18 protein-coding genes and 2 tRNA genes are annotated in these 20,098 nt (G+C 58.0%); 14 read left to right on the forward strand and 6 right to left on the reverse strand.

What is annotated here, in order from left to right:
* Positions 1–30 precede the first annotated feature (30 nt).
* From HLH48_RS20050 to HLH48_RS20060, 3 genes are all read left to right on the forward strand, one after another.
* Positions 31–1,467, forward strand: coding sequence for a paraquat-inducible protein A (locus HLH48_RS20050; RefSeq protein WP_246387591.1), 1,437 nt, complete (start codon positions 31–33; stop codon positions 1,465–1,467).
* On the forward strand, positions 1,464–3,149 hold the full coding sequence (locus HLH48_RS20055) for a PqiB family protein (protein ID WP_182999249.1): 1,686 nt from the start codon (positions 1,464–1,466) through the stop codon (positions 3,147–3,149). The genes HLH48_RS20050 and HLH48_RS20055 overlap by 4 nt, the downstream gene beginning before the upstream one ends.
* Before the next feature lie 87 nt (positions 3,150–3,236).
* A complete protein-coding gene (locus HLH48_RS20060; protein WP_246387593.1) occupies positions 3,237–3,803 on the forward strand; it encodes a PqiC family protein in 567 nt (188 codons plus the stop codon).
* 76 nt (positions 3,804–3,879) lie between these two features.
* Here HLH48_RS20060 and nusG read toward each other — a convergent pair whose 3' ends face one another.
* The 3 genes from nusG to HLH48_RS20075 form a co-directional block, all read right to left on the reverse strand.
* A complete protein-coding gene (gene nusG / locus HLH48_RS20065) occupies positions 3,880–4,410 on the reverse strand; it encodes a transcription termination/antitermination protein NusG (protein WP_182999251.1) in 531 nt (176 codons plus the stop codon).
* Between the two features lie 10 nt (positions 4,411–4,420).
* Complete coding sequence (gene secE / locus HLH48_RS20070; RefSeq protein ID WP_182999252.1) at positions 4,421–4,615, reverse strand: preprotein translocase subunit SecE; 195 nt, start codon at positions 4,613–4,615, stop codon at positions 4,421–4,423.
* A 128-nt stretch (positions 4,616–4,743) separates the two neighbouring features.
* Positions 4,744–4,820: transfer RNA gene (locus HLH48_RS20075), tRNA-Trp, on the reverse strand.
* Between the two features lie 216 nt (positions 4,821–5,036).
* Between HLH48_RS20075 and HLH48_RS20080 the strand changes: the two genes are divergently transcribed.
* The 3 genes from HLH48_RS20080 (at position 5,037) to HLH48_RS23930 (ending at position 7,118) form a co-directional block, all read left to right on the forward strand.
* A tRNA-Gly gene (locus HLH48_RS20080) sits at positions 5,037–5,110 on the forward strand.
* 231 nt (positions 5,111–5,341) lie between these two features.
* Complete coding sequence (locus HLH48_RS23925) at positions 5,342–6,373, forward strand: tyrosine-type recombinase/integrase (protein WP_456305416.1); 1,032 nt, start codon at positions 5,342–5,344, stop codon at positions 6,371–6,373.
* Positions 6,363–7,118: a tyrosine-type recombinase/integrase gene (locus HLH48_RS23930; RefSeq protein ID WP_456305417.1), complete on the forward strand. Its 756-nt coding sequence runs from the start codon at positions 6,363–6,365 to the stop codon at positions 7,116–7,118. The genes HLH48_RS23925 and HLH48_RS23930 overlap by 11 nt, the downstream gene beginning before the upstream one ends.
* Positions 7,119–7,370: 252 nt before the next feature.
* On the opposite strand, the gene HLH48_RS20090 is transcribed toward HLH48_RS23930, so the two are convergent.
* Together HLH48_RS20090 and HLH48_RS20095 are read right to left on the reverse strand one after the other, a co-directional pair.
* The gene (locus HLH48_RS20090; RefSeq protein WP_182999253.1) at positions 7,371–7,790 is read right to left on the reverse strand and encodes a site-specific integrase; all 420 of its coding nucleotides are present in this window, start codon (positions 7,788–7,790) and stop codon (positions 7,371–7,373) included.
* A 525-nt stretch (positions 7,791–8,315) separates the two neighbouring features.
* Positions 8,316–8,699: a hypothetical protein gene (locus HLH48_RS20095; RefSeq protein ID WP_182999254.1), complete on the reverse strand. Its 384-nt coding sequence runs from the start codon at positions 8,697–8,699 to the stop codon at positions 8,316–8,318.
* Between the two features lie 69 nt (positions 8,700–8,768).
* Here HLH48_RS20095 and HLH48_RS20100 point away from each other — a divergent pair, with 69 nt between their 5' ends.
* Positions 8,769–9,146, forward strand: a complete 378-nt coding sequence (locus HLH48_RS20100) for a hypothetical protein (protein ID WP_182999255.1) — start codon at positions 8,769–8,771, stop codon at positions 9,144–9,146.
* A gap of 101 nt (positions 9,147–9,247) precedes the next feature.
* On the opposite strand, the gene HLH48_RS23610 is transcribed toward HLH48_RS20100, so the two are convergent.
* Complete coding sequence (locus tag HLH48_RS23610) at positions 9,248–9,835, reverse strand: TetR/AcrR family transcriptional regulator (protein WP_220795230.1); 588 nt, start codon at positions 9,833–9,835, stop codon at positions 9,248–9,250.
* 40 nt (positions 9,836–9,875) lie between these two features.
* Between HLH48_RS23610 and HLH48_RS20110 the strand changes: the two genes are divergently transcribed.
* The 7 genes from HLH48_RS20110 to HLH48_RS20140 all read left to right on the forward strand — a co-directional run bounded on the left by HLH48_RS20110 (position 9,876) and on the right by HLH48_RS20140 (position 20,092).
* Positions 9,876–11,282 carry an FAD-dependent oxidoreductase gene (locus HLH48_RS20110; RefSeq protein WP_182999256.1) on the forward strand — a complete coding sequence of 469 codons (1,407 nt, stop codon included), beginning with the start codon at positions 9,876–9,878 and terminating at the stop codon, positions 11,280–11,282.
* Positions 11,279–11,746, forward strand: coding sequence for a nucleotide triphosphate diphosphatase NUDT15 (locus HLH48_RS23840; protein ID WP_182999257.1), 468 nt, complete (start codon positions 11,279–11,281; stop codon positions 11,744–11,746). The genes HLH48_RS20110 and HLH48_RS23840 overlap by 4 nt, the downstream gene beginning before the upstream one ends.
* Positions 11,747–11,938: 192 nt before the next feature.
* A complete protein-coding gene (locus HLH48_RS20120; RefSeq protein WP_182999258.1) occupies positions 11,939–14,917 on the forward strand; it encodes a non-ribosomal peptide synthetase in 2,979 nt (992 codons plus the stop codon).
* A gap of 5 nt (positions 14,918–14,922) precedes the next feature.
* The gene (locus tag HLH48_RS20125; RefSeq protein WP_182999259.1) at positions 14,923–16,233 is read left to right on the forward strand and encodes an aspartate aminotransferase family protein; all 1,311 of its coding nucleotides are present in this window, start codon (positions 14,923–14,925) and stop codon (positions 16,231–16,233) included.
* Positions 16,234–16,249: 16 nt separating this feature from the next.
* Entirely contained in the window at positions 16,250–17,257 is a 1,008-nt protein-coding gene (locus tag HLH48_RS20130; protein WP_182999260.1) for an iron-containing redox enzyme family protein, read from the forward strand.
* A gap of 193 nt (positions 17,258–17,450) precedes the next feature.
* Positions 17,451–18,719, forward strand: coding sequence for an ATP-grasp domain-containing protein (locus HLH48_RS20135; protein WP_182999261.1), 1,269 nt, complete (start codon positions 17,451–17,453; stop codon positions 18,717–18,719).
* 140 nt (positions 18,720–18,859) lie between these two features.
* Positions 18,860–20,092: an MFS transporter gene (locus tag HLH48_RS20140; RefSeq protein WP_182999262.1), complete on the forward strand. Its 1,233-nt coding sequence runs from the start codon at positions 18,860–18,862 to the stop codon at positions 20,090–20,092.
* Positions 20,093–20,098 lie beyond the last annotated feature (6 nt).

Below are 20,098 nucleotides of genomic sequence, written 5' to 3' on the forward strand. Positions count from 1 at the left end.
AGCGAGACGATGTCAGCGCGGACTTCACGCATGCTCCGTCGGGGCCCCTGGCCGCGCCGGACGGCCGATTTGCGGCATGTCCGGACGATCGACGACCTGGTGGAATGTCCCGGATGCGGCCTGTTTCAGCGCCGCCCGCCGTTGGAGGCTGGCGAACTGGCCGCCTGCGCGCGTTGTGGGCAGACGCTGGAATGGCGGCGCCGGACCTCGCCCTTGCAGACGCCGCTGGCCTTCTGCATCAGTTCCTGCGCCCTGTACCTGGCCGCGCTGGCGTCGTCGCTGATGACGCTGGACGTGTATGGGCGCGAGCGCACCGTGGACCTGCTGACCGGGCCGATGGAACTGCTGCATGAGGGGTGGGGGGAGGCCGGGCTGCTGGTCGGGCTGGTCACCATCGCGGCACCGGCGGTGGTGATCGGCATGATGTTCGCCATCCTCTATGCCGCCAGCCGGCGGCACATGCCCGACTGGGCGCCGCATCTGCTGATCTGGTACGAGAAGATGCGGCCGTGGTCGATGGTCGAGGTCTATGTCCTGGGCATCTTCGTGGCCTACACCAAGCTGACCGACCTGGCGCATGTCGATGTGGGGCCCGCGGTCTATCTGATCTCGGCCCTGATGCTGACCATGGCGGCGACGGATTCGACCCTCGATACCGAGCGGATCTGGCGGCACCGGCGGGTGGAGGCCATCACCCGGCAGGAAGACGGCCAGCGGGTGGCGGTCAGCCACGTCCATATCGACCAGATTGCGCTGCCGCCGGTCGATCGTCTGGTGGCCTGCCCGTCATGCGGGCTGGTGGGCGAACTGGGCGCGCCGGTCAGCAACCTGCGCTGCGTCGGCGTCTGCCCGCGCTGCGGCCATCGGGTGTGGCGCCGGGCGCCCGACACGCTGGCGCGGACCAGCGCCTTCCTGCTGTCGGCGGTCATCTTCTATTTCCCGGCCAATCTCTACCCGGTGATGACCTTTTCCAAGCTGGGGGGCGGGGGAGGCCATACGATCATCGAAGGCGCGATCGAGTTGTGGCAGGACGGGATGATTCCGCTGTCGCTGCTGGTGTTCTTCGCCAGCATCCTGGTGCCGATGCTCAAGATCCTCAGCCTGAGCTGGATGGTGATCGGGACCTGGCGCGGATCGTCCTTCGCGCTGGTCCAGCGCACGCGGCTGTTCCGCATCGTCGATGTGATCGGCCGGTGGTCGATGATCGACGTCTTCATGGTCTCGATCCTGGTGGCGGTGGTCCGGTTCAATTCGCTGGCGAGCGTCACGGCCAATGCCGGCATGGTGGCCTTCGCCTCCGTGGTGGTGCTGACGCTGTTCGCGGCATGGAGCTTCGACCCCAGGGTGATGTGGGATGCGGCGGGCCTGAACGGACCGTCGCCCGATGGCGTGGCCTCGGCCGCCGTGCGTCCGCGGCGCGACCGGCGCGGCGCGGAGACTGACAGGATGGAGCCCAGGCAGGCGTGACCGACGACCCCCAAGATCATTCCGGCGATCGCGCCGCCTCCGCCCCCGAAGCCTCGGCGCGCCGGTATCGTTTCTCGATCATCTGGCTGGTGCCGATCGTGGCGGTGGCCATTGCCGGCTATCTGGCCTGGCGGGGGATCATGGGTCGCGGTCCGGACATCACCATCGTCTTCGATACCGCCGACGGCCTGACCAGCGGCCAGACGCAGGTGAAGAACAAGGCCGTGCCGCTGGGAACGGTCCAGGACGTGACGCTGACGCCCGACATGCGCCATGTCGAGGTGCGGGTGCGCATGAGTGCCAAGGCGGCGCCGATGCTGACCGACCATGCGCGCTTCTGGGTGGTGCGGCCGCGCCTGAACGGCGCCAGCGTCACCGGGCTGGAGACCCTGATGACCGGGGCCTATATCGCGATGGACCCGGGCGTGGCGGGCGGCAGCAGCGCGAGCAATTTCAAGGGCCTGGAAGCGCCGCCGGGTATACGGTCGGACCAGCCGGGCAATACCTACACGCTGATCAGCCCCTCGCTGGGGTCGATCGGGCAGGGGGCGCCGGTCTTCTTCCGCGACATCGATGTGGGCGAGGTGCTGGGCTATACCATGCCGCCCGGCGGGGTGGGGCCGATCCTGATCCAGGTCTTCGTCCGCCAGCCCTATGACACCTACCTGCGCACCGATACGCGATTCTGGAACGTGTCGGGCGTGCAGGTGGGGCTGGGGGCCGGGGGCCTGAAGGTGAAGCTGCAATCGATCCAGGCCCTGTTCTCGGGCGGGGTCGCCTTCGGCCTGCCGGACAAGCGGGAGGGCGTGGCCGCGCCGCCGGCGCCCCGGAATTCGGTCTTCCGCCTGTATGACAGCAACGAGGCGGCGGATAATGCCGGCTATCGCGAGCGCGTGTCGCTGGTCACCTACCTGACCAGTTCCGTGTCGGGCCTGACGGCCGGGGCGCAGGTCACGATGTTCGGGATCCAATTGGGGACCGTGACCAGCGTGAAGCTGGTGCTGGACCAGGAGGGCGGAACCGCCCGGGTGCGGGTGGGGATGGAGATCCAGCCCGAGCGCATCCTGCCGCTTGGCGAGATCCGGCGCGGCACTATGGCGGCGACCACCCAGGCGCTGGTGGATAACGGGCTGCGGGCCTCGGTCGACAGTGCCAGCCTGCTGACCGGCGAATCGATGATCAGCCTGAGTTTCGTGAAGAATGCCCCCCCTGCCGTCGTGGGAACCGAAGGGTTGGCGCTCGTCATTCCCAGCAAGGCCGGCGGCATGAGCGGCATCATGGATTCGCTGTCCACGGTCGCCGACAAGATCGCCGCGATGCCGCTGACCCAGGTCGGCGACAATCTGAACAGCCTGCTGGCCCACAGCGACGCGCGGATCAATTCGCCGGAAGTGCGGCAGGCCATCGTGGCGCTGCGCGATTCGCTGCGCAGCATCCAGGCGCTGGCCGGCGATGCCCGTACCGGCATGCATCCGCTGCTCCAGCGCCTGCCGCAGATGAGCCAGCAACTGGACGGCACGTTGAAGAACGCCAACAAGCTGATGGCGAGCTACGGCGGAGACACCGACTTTCATCGCGATCTGCAACAGATGCTGGTGCAGTTGAACGAGGCGGCGCGATCGTTGCGCTTCCTGACCGATTTCCTCAACCGCCATCCATCGGCGCTGATTACGGGACGCTAGCCCATGAGACCGCCAGGGCCCCTTTCCCCCTTGCATTCATCCCGCCGGCCTGTCTCGCGCCGGACGGTTCTGCGGGGAGCTGGCGGATTGCTTGCCGCCGCCGCGAGCCCGCTGGCCGCGTGTTCGGCGGACCCGGATTTCTACACCCTCGTGCCGTGGCCCGGCGCGGCGCAGGCGGGCGGGCCGGCGGTGGTCGAGGTTCGCACGCCCTCGGTCGCGGTATCGCTCGATCGCGAGCGGATCGTGAGCAGCGAGGGCGATTATCGCCTGCGGACGGCCGGTGGCGATGCCTGGAGCGAGGCGCTGCCCGGCATGCTGGGCCATGTGCTGACGACGGACCTGCAACAGCGTCTGCCCGGATCCGTCGTCTTCGCGCAGAACGATGCCGTGGCGACGACGGCGCTGGCGGTGGTGGAACTGACGGTGACGCGCGCCTCGCGCGATGCCGGCGGCCGGGCGGTGCTGGCGGGCAGTCTGGCGGTGCATTGGCTGGGGCATGATGGCGGCGCGTCGGACGTGCTGGCGCTGAGCCTGCCGGTCGGCGGGTCCGCGACGGGGGACCTGGTCGCGGCGCTGAGCCGGCTGCTGGGGCAGGTGGCCGATCGCGCGGCGGCGCATCTGCGGGCGATGGGCGCGGTCGTTCCGTCCGAATGAGCGGTCTGGCGGGGTTCTGAAACGAGAACGGGGCGCCGTGAGGCGCCCCGTTCCGTATCTGAATGGCCAGCCCGGCCTAGAGTTTCTCGACCTGGCTGTATTCCAGGTCGACCGGGGTCGAGCGGCCGAAGATCGAGACGCTGACCTTGAGGCGGGCCTTTTCCTCGTCCACGTCCTCGACCGTGCCGTTGAACGAGGTGAACGGCCCGTCGGACACGCGGACCTGCTCGCCGATCTCGAAGGTGACGGAGGGGCGGGGACGTTCCACGCCCTCCTGCGCCTGCTTCATGATCCGCTCGGCCTCGGCCGCGGTGATCGGCGAGGGACGGGTCTTGGTGCCCAGGAAGCCCGTGACCTTGGGCGTGTCCTTGACCAGGTGCCAGGCCTCGTCGGTCAGTTCCATGTTGACCAGGACGTAGCCGGGGAAGAATTTCCGCTCGGCGTTGACCTTCTGGCCGCGACGGACCTCGACCACCTCCTCGGAGGGGACCAGGATGTCGCCGAAATGGTCCGACAGGCCTTTCTGCGCCGCCTGCTCCTTGATGTGCTGGGCGATCTTCTTCTCGAAGCCTGAATAGACGTGAACGACGTACCAACGTTTCGCCATGGTCCGTTCCTCAGCCTCCAAGCCCAAAAAGTTCACGTACGCCCAGGCCGATGATCTGGTCGACGACAAAGAAGAAAACCGATGTCATGGTGGCCATCGCCAGCACGGCCCCGGTCGTCACCAGCGTGGCGCGACGCGTGGGCCATGTGACCTTGGCCGCCTCGGCGCGGACATCTTGCACAAATTTCGCGGGACTGACCGACACGAAACACCCTTCTCGAACCGCCACGCCACCGTCCGGACCGGAGCGGCGGACAGGGCCGGACACCAACCAATACTGCATGTCGGGGGCGCCGTCACGGTCCGGGCGGGAGACCTCCCGACCGGAGCGAGTGGCAGGGGCGGAGGGTCTCGAACCCACAACCTCCGGTTTTGGAGACCGGCGCTCTAGCCAATTGAGCTACACCCCTGCAAACCGCCTACGGCGCCGACCAAATGGAATAGCGGAACGCTGTCCCCCTGGCCACCCGTGCGAACCCGGCGCAGGCAGCGGAAAAAAGTATGCCCGGCGGGCAAAGTCAAGAGGGGGGAGGCGATTCGTTCGTCCGTCGGGGGCGGGAGGTCCGTTCCGATCGCCGAGAGGGCTTGCCGCGCGGGCGGGTTCGGCGGTAAGGAAGGGGCGCTGAGCGGGCGTAGCATAGTGGTAATGCAGTAGCCTTCCAAGCTTCTGAGGAGGGTTCGATTCCCTTCGCCCGCTCCAAATTGTATTCCATGGATGTCCACTGAGTTCCACAAGGGCTTGAAAGCGAAGGGAAATCCCTCGGGTCTTGTTCCACCGAAGTCCATGGAAAGCTCCCCAGAGCGCCGCGATTTAAGGCCAAGATTGAGGCCATCTTTGCGGTTCCGGTGAAAGCCGGTTTGTTGGTGGAGAAGCGAGAGAGCGCAAGGAAACCATCCGTCCTGATCCGCGCATCAGGAAGGACACGAACGCATGGCACTCTCCGATTTCGCCGTCAGGCAGGCAAAGCCCGCGGCGACTGCGTATTCGCTTGCCGATGGCGATGGCTTGGCCCTCTACGTGGCTCCACCTGGGGGCAAGTCGTGGCATTTTCGCTACTACTGGCAGGAAAAGCAGAAACGGATATCTTTTGGTAGCTATCCCGAGATCGGTCTTCGAGAGGCCCGCGCCCGGCGGGACGAAGCCCGGTCGCTGCTGGCACGGGGCATTAATCCGCTCATCGAGCGCAAGCGCCAGCGACTCGCGGTCCAGCAGGCGGCGGAGCATAGCTTCGAGTCGGTCTTCGCCCTATGGCATGCTCACCGTAGCCTGTCTCTGCGTCATGGTCGCCAGACTGCGCTGTCTCAGGTGGAGCGGATGTTTGCGAAGGACGTGCTGCCTATCCTGGGCAAGCTGTCGATCTACGATATCCGACGTGATCACCTGCTCGACGTCCTCAGCAAGATCGAGCGACGTGGTGCCCTCAGTGTAGCGAAAAAGATTCGCATCTGGTTCAACCAGATGTTCCGATTCGCGTTGGTCAAGGTGCCGGCTCTGGAGAGCAACCCGGCCGCAGACCTCGACGTGGTTGCCCGACCGCTGCCGCCAGTGCGCAACAATCCGTTCCTGAGACTGGAAGAACTGCCTGCTTTCCTACAAAGGCTACGCCGCTACCGTGGCCGCCTGCAGACCCAGCTCGGGCTGCGCTTTCTATTCCTGACGGGCGTACGCACGGGCGAGCTGCGAGCGGCGACATCCGACCAGTTCCATCTCGACGAGGGGTTGTGGGTTATCCCGCCCGAGTCGGTGAAGCAGTTGCAGCTCACGATGCGCAAGCAGCGCAAGCGTCCACAGGACATCCCGCCCTACGTCGTGCCGCTGTCCGCACAGGCGCTCGAAATCGTGCGCTACCTGCTGGCGCGGATGGCGCCGGGTCAGCGGTACCTCTTTCACCAACGACTCCAATCCCAGGAAGCGCATCAGCGAGAACACGCTGAACGCGGCGCTGAAGCGGATGGGCTATGAGGATCGACTGACGGGCCACGGTATCCGGGGCACGATTTCCACCGCCCTCAACGAGGTTGGCTACCCCCTGAGCTGGGTGGACGCGCAGTTGTCACACGCCGATCCTCATCGAACGAGCGCGGCCTACAATCACGCGCGCTACGTTGAGCCGCGCCGGCGCATGATGCAGGACTGGGCTGACCGCCTGGCTATGCTCGAGCAAGGTCAGGTGGAGGCTGCCGGTGCCCATTTAGTCGTTCGAATCGAAGAAAGTGAAGGAGCGTCGTCGATCCCGGCTCAAGTGAGTCAGCCAGCGCATCGCTTGTCAGCCGTTAGTTGGCCTCACCCGGTGGAGAGTGCGGCGCTCTCATCGCTCCAGCGGGAACGGATGCTGCTCATGGACACGCTGGAGGCACCACACAACCTGCCTGTGGTCCAGTTCGCCAAATTGGCGGGCAAGTCCCGTCAGTGGATCAGCCAAGAAATTCAGAGGGGCAACCTGCTGGCGATTGCCGTGGGCAACCGAGGTCAACGTGTGCCTGACTGGCATCTCGATCCCATTAAGCACAAGCTGATCCAGGCAGTACTCAGGCAGCCCAAGGACGGAGATTCGTGGCAGATTTACCACGCCTTGTCCCGTCGGAACGCGATGCTGGACGGGCGTGTGCCCGTGGAGATTGTGACGCAGGACAATCTTTCGGAAATGGTCCGCGTCGTGCGCTTCAGTCTGAAATCAGTGGCCTCGTCATTCCGCCAGTCTGCCTAATGCGTATCCAAATGCTCACGACCCGTTATGCGACCGCGCGGCTCGTGCCGTCGTCTACGGCCTCGGTTACGGAACAGTCCGGCATGGTGATTGGCTGAGTACCGCGGGCCGTGATCAGTGATTCCGCTTGAGGGCGATCGGCCATTCCCGTGATCGCGATCACGGTGCTGGGAAGGCATTGTGAGGCCGCCGGCACCGTGGACGGTCAGCCCTGACCATCCCGCCCGCTCCGCTTGCGCAGGCTCGCCCCTTTCAGGCATAGGCGATGCGCCCGACGCACGGTGCGACCGATGATGGCGTCCAGACTGCATTGGCGATATAGGACACGGCTATATCGACATCGGCGCCCTGGCGATCCCCCTTGGAACGCGGCAGGTGGCGCGTGAGCCTGCGCGCCTCGTGCGTCACACGTTTAATGCAAATCTCGGCCAGTTCCGAGCGGCGCATGGCGCCCACGAAGTCGACCAGCACCACGGGACTGTCGCGAACCTCGGAGAGGGCAGAAAAATCGATCGGTGCTAGTAGCACGGTATAGCCTTGGGCGGTGGCATCGCGATGGATTCCGGCGTGGTTTGCGGCAACCACGCCGCCGCCGGTCTGCTCCGCGCAATCTGCGAGGCGGTCAGACGAGGAGAAGGTGCCGCGGCGTGGATCGAGTGCGGGTGGGATCACGCCACAGCCGGGCTTGGCGGCGACGAAGGCGATAACGTCGGCGCTAACCGGCTCCGGACCGGCGGAAACGATGGTCGCGTTTCGTCCCGCCGCGCGTGGGCCCGGCCTCGCCCGCTGGCTGGTCGAATGGGAATGAGGAGGCCGGTGGCTGGTGCCAACGGCGGACGAAGGGGCGGTGGCGTACAACCTGGCCTGGCTGCGGCGCGTAGCCGCGGAAGCTTGGGCGAAGCGGGCGCGGCAGCCGGCACAGGCTGAACGAACGTTGGGGCACCACCTAGCCGTTGCGCAAGGTCGCGCTGACTGAGGCCGGTGATTGGGAGCGTTGTCGTTCGTATCGGGCGACCGGACGCCCAGGGCGGCGCTGCGCACAGTCCCGACCGCCTGGCCGAGGCTCTCTCTGTTTGCCCGGTGGCCGATGCCGAACGACGCGGAAGCAGGCTGCAGATGCCGGCGCGCCGGCCGGGCGTCCCGGAACTGCATTTGGAGGTTACGATGGGCCGCTTGACCTGGCGGAGCGGCGGGGAATCAATCTTGCGTGATGTCGGTCGCCAAGCCGGATGCCACCGTGGAGGACTGACGTTTCGCAAGCGACAGGTTCGATGCGACCGGTATCCCCTGAACTGGATCGACGCCCAGCTGTCGCATGCCGACTCTCATCGCGTCAGCGCCACCGACAACCACGCCCGTTAGGTAGCGCCGCGCCGGCGCATGATGCAGGATTGGGCGGATCGTCTGGATTTGCTCGAGTAGAACGAGGTGGAGGCGGTCAGCGCTCGCCTGATCGTACGGATCGGCGAGAGCGACGCGGCCGAGGAGCGCTTCGCTTTCGAGCGTCGTCTTCCATCGCAGTCGGCGTTGCGGCTTTTCACTCCTGAGAGCACGGCGCCATCGGTCGCAGGGCCCACCCATCGTCTGTCCGCAGTTCGTCGACCCGCTCCCGAAGAAAATCCGGCGCTGTAATCGCTTCAGCGCGAGCGCATGCTGCTCATGGACAAGCTGGAGGTGCCGCACAACCTGCCGGTGGCCGAGTTTGCAAAGCTTGCCGGAAAGTCCCGCCGTTGGATCGGCGACGAAATCCAGGCGAGGAATCTATTGGCGATTGTCGTCGGCAACCGGGGACAGCGTGTGCCTGACTGGCATCTCGATTCGGTCAAGCATCGGCTGATCAAGGCGGTGCTCAAACACACCTGGGATGCCGACGCCTGGCAGATCTATCACGCGCTGTCCCGTCCAAATGCGATGCTCGATGGGCGTGTGCCGGTGGATATGGTTACGCAGGAAAATCTCGCGGAAGCGGTCCGTGCCACGTGCCTCGGCCTTGAGGCGGCGTATAACCGCTTCCGCCGGTCCGCCTAACACACATCCAAGTGCCCAGCGGCGAGTGGCGACGTAGCGGAGCATATGGGGGAGCTTGGCTCGCAGGGCTATCCGCAACTGTCGAGACCGTAGCGAGAGTCCTAGCTCGGTTGAATCAAAAGGCCTCGGAACGTGTTTTCGACCAAAGCATCAATGTAAGATTCGTCAATGTCGCGATATGGAATCGTAAATCGATAATATACCGCCCCAAATAGCATATCCAATACTAGATCAACATCACAGTCTAATCCTATTTCCCCTCGCTGGCATGCCAATTTAAGAAATTGAATCCCTTCATTACGCCTGGGTTGGATCCAGCGCTCCCAAAAGGCACCAGAGAGTTCTTCGTCCATCTGTGCCATGCCAAGCAAATTGCGGAGGAGCTGGCGTCGCTTGCCCGAGAGTGCAGTCACCAGTTGAAACAGGGCGTGGCGGAACGTTGCCGTCACAGAACCGAGGTCCTTGTATGAGATTTCTTGCGAAATGTCCGATAGGAAAGCGTCCATCAAAACAGACGCGGAATTGGGCCAACGGCGATATATCGTCGATTTTGCCGCACCAGAGCGTTGGGCGATGTTTTCAATCGTGGCATGACCGATGCCATGCTCATAGGCCAATTCAAGCGCAGCTTGCCGAACTAGAACAGAGACCTCAGTCCGACGAGGACGCCCAGATACGCGACTGGCCACTATGTCCACAACCTCCTCCTGACGGGATGAAATCCCGTGAATGACCAAAATCAGTAGTTTCCAATCTTATGACAAACGGACGTTGCAACCAAGTCCGTGGTCGGGGTTGCCTAGAAACGATACGTCGCGTATCTATTCTAAATCAGATCTCTTGGGCAGCGGGCTGACGATGCAGCATTTCGATTTCGTGATTATTGGGGCGGGCCCCGCCGGTCTTGCAGCACGACAGCGCTTGGAAGACGAAGGGTGCTCCGTTGCTCTTATCGACGCCGGTAAGCCTCTCAGTCAACGGAGTCGAGGCAATGAGAAGGAACTCGCAACCGGATATGGGGGAGCTGGGCTGTTCTCAGATGGAAAATTCTCCTTTTTCCCGTCAGCGACACGCCTCTGGCAACTTGGTCACCAGGACGCACTGCGCGCCTCCTACGATTGGGTCCAGGCGCTGCTCAAACAGCATGGCCTCGATAGCCCGCCTTATCCTGAGATCGGCCTAAGTGACGCTGCTGCTCAAGGTCGGTGGGCATTAAAAGAATATCCGTCGAGTTATCTTCCGCTGAGCAGTCGGTTTGAACTAATAACGTCTCTGTTGGCTGGCAGTCAGTCGGTTTCCTTCGACGAAACAATCGTGGAAGATTTGAATTTTTCGCGTGAATCACAGTTGTTCGGCGTAAGGCTTGTCCAAACGCATGGAATTCGTTCGGTGATTACAGCTCGATACGTGATAGTGGCCACAGGAAGGTTTGGTCCCCTGAGCTTTCCAGGCTTGTTCCTCAATAAACATTTCCAAAGACTGGAAGTCGGATTTCGGATCGAGCAACCTTCTGACCGTGCGTTCTTTGCGAACGTCAAGCAGCTGGATCCGAAGTTCTGCTTCCGCGACGATGCGAAGGCACTCGAGTGGCGAACATTCTGCGTATGCCGTGAGGGCACGACTGCCCTCGCTCACGTAAATGGCTTGTGGGCTGTATCCGGCCACTCGGATTGTGCACCCACCTGTAATTCCAACGTGGGATTCAACACGCGGATATTGGATGAGGCTGTCGCATCGAGGAATCTGCCGCATTTGACGGGAGCAATGAAGGACAAGGGTTGCCATTTCAAGGTCCCTCTCCGCGACGTCTTAGCCCATAAAAAGTCGACGCTAGACATATTCCACCGTGTTTACGGTCCTGAGTTGAGTGAAAGCATGATCGTTGGGCTGCGTCATCTGATAGCTCAATTCCCTTCCATTGATCACGAAACGACGAACTTGATCGGACCTACGCTTGAAGGCGTCGGGTGGTACCCAGTCCTTGATGACTACCTAAGTCTTCGCGATGTTCCTGCTTGGGTTGCAGGTGATGCGTGCGGTCTGTTTCGTGGAATCGTCGCTGCCCTTATCAGCGGACATTACTCTGCGTCGGAGGCCCTCCGTAAGTTCAAGTTAGAAGAAACTATTGCAGCATGAGCGTCGAGTTATATCAACGCACCTCAGTTATTGGAGTGGGTGCTATAATCCGCAACAATAGAGGTGAGGTATTGCTCGGGCATCGGGTGAAGAGAGGAGAACACGAGACATGGTGCCTTCCTGGCGGTCACGTCGAACCTCACGAAACCTTTGAACAGACTGCACGCCGCGAAATAGCGGAAGAAACCGGGATAGCCGTCTATTCGGATCTAGACCCTATTATCCTCACAGTGGATACTACGGCCTCTATTCCGTCTGTTACTTGTGGCGTGGTCGTCACAGTGAGAGACGGCACGAAACCCGTTGTCCGCGAGCCATGCGTATTTGCTTGCTGGCAGTGGATACACCCCAGCCTATTCCCTCGCCCGTTTTTTCCGGCCTCCGAGGCTCTGTTGAATGCTTGGATGGGAAAGCCACCCTTAGTAGGGTGGCACACCTATTTCATCAACTTAGAAAAAAGATAGCCGATATTCGGGCTATATACCATGTCAGGAACTGAGATGGATGGTTAATTTTGTTTAAATTGAAATCGCTCCATTTGTGAGTGGAGAGCTCGATTCGAAAGCGTACTATGAGAAGTCAGCGCGGTATTTTGTAGCTGCGATGGCATCCGAAATCAGCGAGAGAAATCAATGTTAGTTAATGGCATGTCGCCAATGGCATATGATGTTCCTATTACGGGCACGAGCGTTCTCTCACTCATCTTAGATTGCGCGGCGACAAACCGTGATTCTATCGCGGTAATCCATGGGCGTAATTCGTTAACATATTCCGAGCTCGTGGCTTGCGCCTATTACAATGCAACGAGACTAAAGGAGGTCGGAGTCGCCAAAGGAACCACGCTGCTTTGCGCGGCTCCTACCGGTGTTCAACTACCCATCTCCTGGCTTAGTTCGATGATGCTTGGGGCAATTTTTATACCCGTGGACCCGGGATGGCCACAGCATCGCGTAGAAGAAATCATTTCCACATCAACACCAGCAGCCATCCTAACGACTGGTTCTGAAGAAAGAATCCTGAATTATCTCCATGACGCCAATTTTATAAAAATCGAGACTAAGCTCAACGGTGACTCTTCTGAATGGGAGATGGCCGATCTATCAACCGGAGACATCATGTATGGATTTTTTACGTCAGGAACAACAGGATCTGCAAAGTGCGCGCTGAATATTCACGGGGGCGTCCAGAACAGATTTCAGTATATGACCCGTCGCTTCGGGCACGGACATGTAGCATTCCAAAATAGCTCTCCATGCTTCGACTCCTCAATATGGCAGCTTCTATGGCCGCTAGCCAGCGGCGGGTCAGTAGTGCTTCCGGACGAGCGACGTGCCGTAGACGTCATATCGACAGTCGCGCTCATAGAAAAACATCGCGCTACCATAACAGATTTCGTTCCGTCTCTCTTTCGGTTGCTCGTAAAATCCCTGAACGTCGGCACAGTCAAACCCGAGCAATTAACGAGCCTTCGACACATCTTGATCGGTGGCGAGGCTGCAGACGGCACTTCTATACGCGACTTTATGAGGCACGTTCCGAATTGCGCGCTCGTAAACACCTACGGTCATACTGAGGCTTCGATCGGCATGGTCTTTCACGACATTACCAGGGAAGATCTTGCTAGGATTCCGCTCGGAAGTCCGATAGACAACACTTTCGTTTTGGTCGTCGACAAGACGATGGCTCCGGTTCCTGATGGAGAAGTCGGAGAAATCGTGGTTGGTGGCGCATGCGTAGGTCGAGGGTACTTGGGTCAACCCGAACTCACGTCGCGATGTTTTCTTCCGAATCCCTATGAGGGTACAAAAGGGGAAACAGTGTACCGGACCGGCGACTATGGACGAATGAACGGAAAAGGATTGCTCGAATATGTCGGACGTTCCGGTGATCAAATAAAGGTGTTCGGGGTCCGCGTCGAGCTAGAAGATGTGGCTAGCGCGGCCAAAAGAACGCTTCCGGAGATAGAGCAGGCAATCCCTCTGGTGATTTCTGCGAGCGAAGGAAATGACATCCTGTGCCTCGCATACGTGGGGGAAAAGGAATATGAGCCCAGCCTTATGCGTCAAAATCTGTCGTCCTGTCTTCCCCTGACCCACGTGCCGAAGTACTTCCTGCGTCTCGGAGATCTTCCCCTCAGCGATAATGGCAAGATAGATAAGAAAGTAATCCACGCTATATTCGAATCAAAGCTGAATGCTGTTCGTCAAGATATCGGACACCCGCAGGAGACTTCGGTCCCCGGCAGAGTCTATAGCTCATTTGCGAGAGTGCTTGGGCGAAGGAAATTTCCAACTGATGCAAACTTTTTCGATATTGGAGGGTCGTCGCTTGACGCGATAAATCTCGCGATCGACCTTGAACAGTCGACGGGATTTCACCTGGATGTCTCAACAGTATATCGTTACCCCAGCGTGCGGGCACTCGCCGATTACCTCCAAAGAGGGGGCACTCCGGAAGCACCCGATAATGAAATCACTTTACCTATTTTGGATCATTTCCGAGTCGCCGAGCCCGTGGAGCCAAGGGGGCGACCAAAGACAATCCTGATAACGGGGGCAACTGGTTTCGTGGGCGCGTCCTGCCTTGCCAACATCCTCCGCGAAACGTCGTATGATGTTTATACTATAGCCCGCGCTGATGATTCTCTTCACGCCAATGCCCGTGTATGGAAAGAGCTACACCAATTCGAGGTGAATGAGAAATCTGTGGCTTCACGGTTGACGGTAATAAAAGGCGATCTCGCTGCCGAAAGGTTCGGTTTGGATCATCAAACATTTGAGCAGCTTCTGTCCAATATTGATGAGGTGATCCATTGTGCTTCAGAGGTGAATTTCCTGAAAGAGCCTGACCTGCTATATCGATCGAACGTTACCGCGACAGAAAAGGTTCTACGATTTTGCGGGATGGTTCAGGCCAAACGCCTCCATCACATATCTTCGCTTGCCGTAGTTCCATTTCACCCACAGTCGGGCGACTCCCAAATCAAGTACAGCGCGGGTGTCGGCTCCGGCTATGGAGTAACCAAGTACCTCGCAGAGGTCATCGTCAAGAAAGCAAAAGCACTAGGACTCGAGGCCGAGATCTACCGCCTCGACGATGTCCTTCCCTCCGCGGTCTTTGGCTATCGGAACAAGCGATCGATTTTCGATATATTCGTGCGCACTTGTCTTAGGGAGGGGGTATACCCCGCTGAAGCAGGGGAAATAAGGTATCTTTCGACGGATCAGGTGTCCGAAATGATCGTGAATCGCATCGGTCTGACGGACTGGGGCGCGCCGGAAGGCTCTACAATACAGGTAGTATCTCCTATTGCAATAAGTATTGAGCAAATGTTGCTTCACGCCGCGCAGCGAAGAGGACTACTGCTACGACAGCTACCATATCAAGAGTTTCTCCATGCTCTCGAGGTTTCGTCGCATAGCGACTCGAAGCTACTGAAAACCGTAATTCCGGAGTACTCGACTGTGGTACGGGGCCGGCGGGTATTTGAAATCACCATGGTGGCCGATCAGCCTGGGAGCAGTGGCAAATGCGCTTTGCCGGTTGCAGACGGAGAAGCAATCCGAACTGGTTGCTTCGATCGATTTATTGACGCGGTTGTCAACGACATCACCGCGGTATCTTCTCAGGAGTAATATGTATGTTTAATGATAGATATCGTAAATCGAGAGAACAATTCAAGCGCGGCCTTCGCACTCTTCCTGGGGGGGTCAGTTCGCCTGGAAGAGCTTTTAGCGATGTCGTGACCCCTCCGATTTTTGTAAGTTCCGCCCGGGGGAGTCGCTTCACCGATGAAGACGGCAACAGTTACGTGGATTTTGTGCTCGGTCTCGGCCCTGTGATCCTCGGGCACGGGCATCCAGAAGTGGTAAGAGCAATCTCGGATCAGGCTAGCAAGGGTACGGTCTATGGTATGCCGACTACAATAGAGTACGATCTTGCTGATGAAATTATTGCGGCGTCGGAAGTGATCGACCTCGTTCGCTTTATGTGCAGCGGGACCGAGGCAGTGATGACCGCCTTTCGTTTAGCGCGTGCTGCAACCGGACGGGAGCGTATCGTAAAGTTCCGTGGAGGGTACCATGGTCACTCGGACGTTGCCATTGCACAGGCAACGAAGCCACACATGCTTTCCATCGACGGCGAAAATATCCGGAGCGGGCTGGCGACAAGTGAGAAGCAAGACGTAATTATATCAGAATACAATGACAGCGACGCAATTAAGACGCTAGTCGATGCTCATGGTGACGAGATTGCTGCGATAATTGTTGAGCCGGTGGCGACGAATATGGGGTTGGTGCCGGGGACAGGTGAGTTCCTTAGAACTCTGCGCAGTCTAACCTCTGATCGCGGAATCGTGTTGATCTTCGACGAAGTTGTCTCGGGATTTCGCTTTAGATACGGGCCTGTGGCCGATCAAATCGGCATTCTACCGGACTTGATAACGTTCGGTAAGATCGTGGGCGGCGGCCTGCCAATCGGTGCTCTCGGGGGAAAGGCCGAAATCATGGAGTTGTTGGTCCGCCGAGGGAGTGTCTTTCAGGGAGGCACGTTTGCTGGTAGTCCACTGGCTATGGCTGCAGGGCTGGCGCAGCTTAGAGTCTTGCGGGATACGGACGCCTATGCTCATCTCGACCATCTTGGAAAGATCCTTTGTCATTCGTTAATAAATGAGTTCCGTGAACGGAATCTTCCGTTTGGGGCTCAACGCTATGGATCTTTGGTTAGTCCTATATTGCAGGTTGCCAAGGAATCCCTTCGTGATTATTCAGACGTTGGCGGTCAAGACGCAAAGTTATTTGGTCGAGTACATAAGGAGCTAATGGACCGTGGCTTTGCGATCCCTCCTTCGATTGAGGAACCGCTTTTTCTTTCGGTGGTCCACGAAGAACATCAGGTTAAGGGACTGGCTTCAGCTTACGCCGATGCGGCGTTTTCTTATTCTCGTTAAGGAAGGACGAAAAATAATGAATTCATCGGAAACGAACGACTTTCTCGCTATCTCGAGAGGCGAGGCTGCGGTCCTAATGGGTGGGGCTTGGCAGGAAAACTCCTGGTTCCGTCATCTCAGCAAGTTGGTAAAGAAAGGATTCTACGAGGGCGATAACGAGAGCCAACTGCAGCTTCATAGAATCCTAAATTCGATCTACCGAGTTCTCACCGTTGTCCCTGACCCGGGAGCTGAGACACTTGAGGGGACTCCATATATAGAGAGCATTAGGTCAACCATTGAGAAGGGTTTCATTGATTGGCTGAACGACACGTGTGTTTTAAATGGCATAGTGGTTCCGGGCGAGACGAGCTTTGCGAACTGGTTATGGCAGTTTGTAGAGACTCATCCCGCTGCTACTCATCAGGCGTATTTTGAGTTCTTGGCTAACCGGGCGACGATCGAGGATCTCCGGTTCTATTTGGTGCAAGAGTCGGCCATTGATGCAAGCACCGACGACTTTCTCGCGTCTTTGCAAATCGGGGCTCCAGGTGAAGCAAAAATGGAGATCGCACGGAATTATTGGGATGAGATGGGTGAGGGAGACCCAAATTTTCTGCATTCCACTTTGTTTTCCGATGCTCTCGGGGCATTTTCAATCAGCAACATGGAAGCCGAGAACGCGCTTACTCTTGAAGCATTGATCTGCGGGAACCTTCAGCAAATGGTTGGCCTGCGTAGGAACCTATTTCATATAGGCGTGGGATACTTCGGAGCTACAGAGCAACTCGTGCCAAAGCGCTTCGAAGCGCTGAAGCGCGGCTGGGAGAGGGTTGGGTTGAATCCGAGCGCGGCAAAGTATCATATGCTGCATATTGAAGTCGACGGCGGCCATTCGGAAGGTTGGTACCAAAATGTGGTTGCGCCGCTGTCGAAGCGATCTGAACAAGTTCGGAGGGAAATAACGACGGGCGCATTATACCGCCTTGTCACGTCGCACATTTATCTCGACAAACTCCTCCGGGATTTTCCGAGTCAGAATTAAGGTATTGCTCTGTCGGTTGACCACTTGAGGGGAGGCTTCGGGTTTTCCCTCTTGCGGTATTGAGCGGGCGGTCGGCGCGGCGTTCGATCGAGGAGCTCGTGGAAATGTTGAACCGGTTATAGGTCGAGGCCTCCTCGGCGATGATCTCTGGCGCTCGGGAAGGGCTTTGAAGCCTCGCGATTGGAGTCGCTTCGTGAAAAAAAAGTATGCGATCATTGTTGACCCTTATTCTAGCGGTAGCCTTCTAGCGCCGGAGTTCGTTCGGCGAGGTTTTGATTGCGTTGCCGTTCATTCGCAACCTTTGCGGATTCCGGACAATGGGGGGCGGCCCAATGGCTCCTTTTTTTTCGCGGAGCAGTATCTAGGAGCTCAGGGAGTTGAGGCACTTGGTGCGGAACTCCTACGCCTAGGCCAGCCGGTTGCTGTGGTTGCGGGGACGGAGAGCGGCGTAATTCTGTCCGACCAACTCTCCGAGTATCTAAATCTACCTGGGAACGACAGGATGTCGTCGCTAGCGCGGCGTGATAAGTTCTTAATGCACGAAGCTGTAAAGATGTCCGGCCTGGCAAGTGTCGATCAATGCGTCGTACGTACCACCTCCGAAGCTCTCAAGTGGCTCGGAATGACGGGGCACGATCAGGTGGTGTCTAAGCCTCGCTCTTCGGCGGGGTCAGACAATGTGAGGCTTTGTCGTTCTCCCGGGGAATTGGAAGCCAGCGTCGATACAATATTGAGGAGCATGAATTACGTCGGAGAAAAAAATCACGACGCTCTTTTGCAAGAATATATTCCTGGAACGGAATATGTCGTGGATACGATAAGCAGCAACGGTCGCCATCTTACGATTAATTTGTGCTGCTACACAAAGAGCATAGTCAATGGCGCTTTCTTATATCGAGAGACGCGCTTTCTTCCTCCGACGGGGGAGCTAGCGGAGAAGCTCATCAGGTATAATGATGCTGTTCTTGATGTTCTTGGAATTGTAACGGGTCCGGCTCATAGCGAGATTATATTGTCGGGTGAGGGCTCTCCTATTCTGGTGGAGGTTGGTGCCCGCTTGCATGGCGGCGTTACCGGTCCACAGGTGGTGCGTCGCTGCAGTTCACTCGACCCGTTTGACGTGCTCGTCGACGCCTACGTAGATAACGATGGGTTTCGAGCTGCGGCTAATGAAGGCAATCGCTTTATCAGGCATGCGACTGCCTATTGCTTTGCAAACCAAACAGAAGGGATCGTTACCGGCTTTCCCTCCAGGAACAGGTTGATGTGTCTTGCGTCATTCTTCGACTTTAAGGCTAATGTATCGGTTGGCGACAAAATCTCAAAGACAGTCGACCTCTATAGTTCTCCCGGTTGGATCGTGCTCTGTCATCATGATGCTAAGCAACTGGCGTCAGACTTAGAGGAGGTCAAGAGGCTCGAGGCGGAAGGTTCAATCGTGGGCGTCCTCAGGGAGCCATAGAATGAGGCGGGCACTATACCGAGTGCCCGATAGGTGAGCGACCACCTGTCCCACGTCGGGCTTCACGTGTGCGCTAAATAGATTTGCAGAGTCTCCGGTTGAATTAAGCATGAGGCAACAAGTTGGGCTTGGAGAACGAGTTGATCGAGCGCGCAGGTCCAGTTGAACGTGGCATGTCGCTAGAACAAAGGAAAAACGAACGCATTTTGTTGACGTCGACAATTGTGTCCTGCATTGGTAGCGGCGCGAGTTCGATCCTGATCGGAAAATTGCTTTACGAATTGACTGGATCTGTCGGTGCATTTGGTACCCTGATCTTTGTCGATTTCGTTCTAGCGATGGTCGTGAATTTGGTGGGCGGAGGGTGGATAGATCGAGCAAATGCAAAAGCCATTCTTTGCGGAAATGAGTTAGCCCGCGGTTGTGTTCTACTGATTATAGGGTGGCTTCTATGGCTTAACGTGAAATATTGGATGCTTGTGATGTTGCTGTTGTACACCCTGCGTGTCGGGCAACACTTGAGTAAGCTATCTATGTTTTCGCTGCTGCCACGCTGTATACCTCCATCGTCGCTTGCTAGCTTTACTGCTCGAAACTCAGGTGCCATGCAAGGCGCACTTTTAGTGGGGGCCACTTTCGTCGGTTTTGCATTGGTAGGGATGTCATATGCTCCGGTGATCGTGTTCGACGCTCTCACGTTCTTTGTTTCAGCTTTCCTACTGGCAAGGCTGACGGGCATTGATGTCAAGCCACGGTTGCCGAGAGTCGCGTTCCGGTCCATAATTGAGGATTGGATGCGATTCCGCCGCGAGTTTTTCCGCGACCCACGTTTGGCGGTATTTCTAGTACTTGCCGCGGAAGTTCCGATTTGTGTTGCCCTGAGTAATCTCTGGTTAGCGCCGCTCGTATTCGTTAGATTTAACGATAATCCAATATATTTGTCGGTCTTCGAAGGTTCTTTCTCTGTGGGCGCAATTACAGTTTTTTTCTTTAGAAACTATTTGGGTAGAGACGAGGCGGGGTATGTATTCATGTTATTGCAAGCAATTTCAATAATATTGTTGGGATTCTGTTGGTCTCCTGCGTTTGCAATTTTAGGTTTTGTCGCGCTGGGAGTCGGTCTTGCTTCCTCGAATGTATATTTCTCAGTTCGCCTGCAGAGTTGGAACCATAAGGGTGATTATGGAAAAATAATGGGATACTCATCGGTTATGAATCTTGCGGTCGCACTGGCGATTTTGCCGGTATTCTCGTTTGTGACGGACCAATCTCTCGGGGTTTCGATTGTAATGTTCGGAGTGTTGGTATTGTCCGTAACTGCAATGCTGTTCTTAAAGGGCGGTACTAATGGGAAAGGGACCATAACGACGTGAGAACTT

Origin of the sequence: Gluconacetobacter sacchari (assembly GCF_014174255.1) — a bacterium.
GTDB classification, from domain to species: domain Bacteria; phylum Pseudomonadota; class Alphaproteobacteria; order Acetobacterales; family Acetobacteraceae; genus Gluconacetobacter; species Gluconacetobacter sacchari.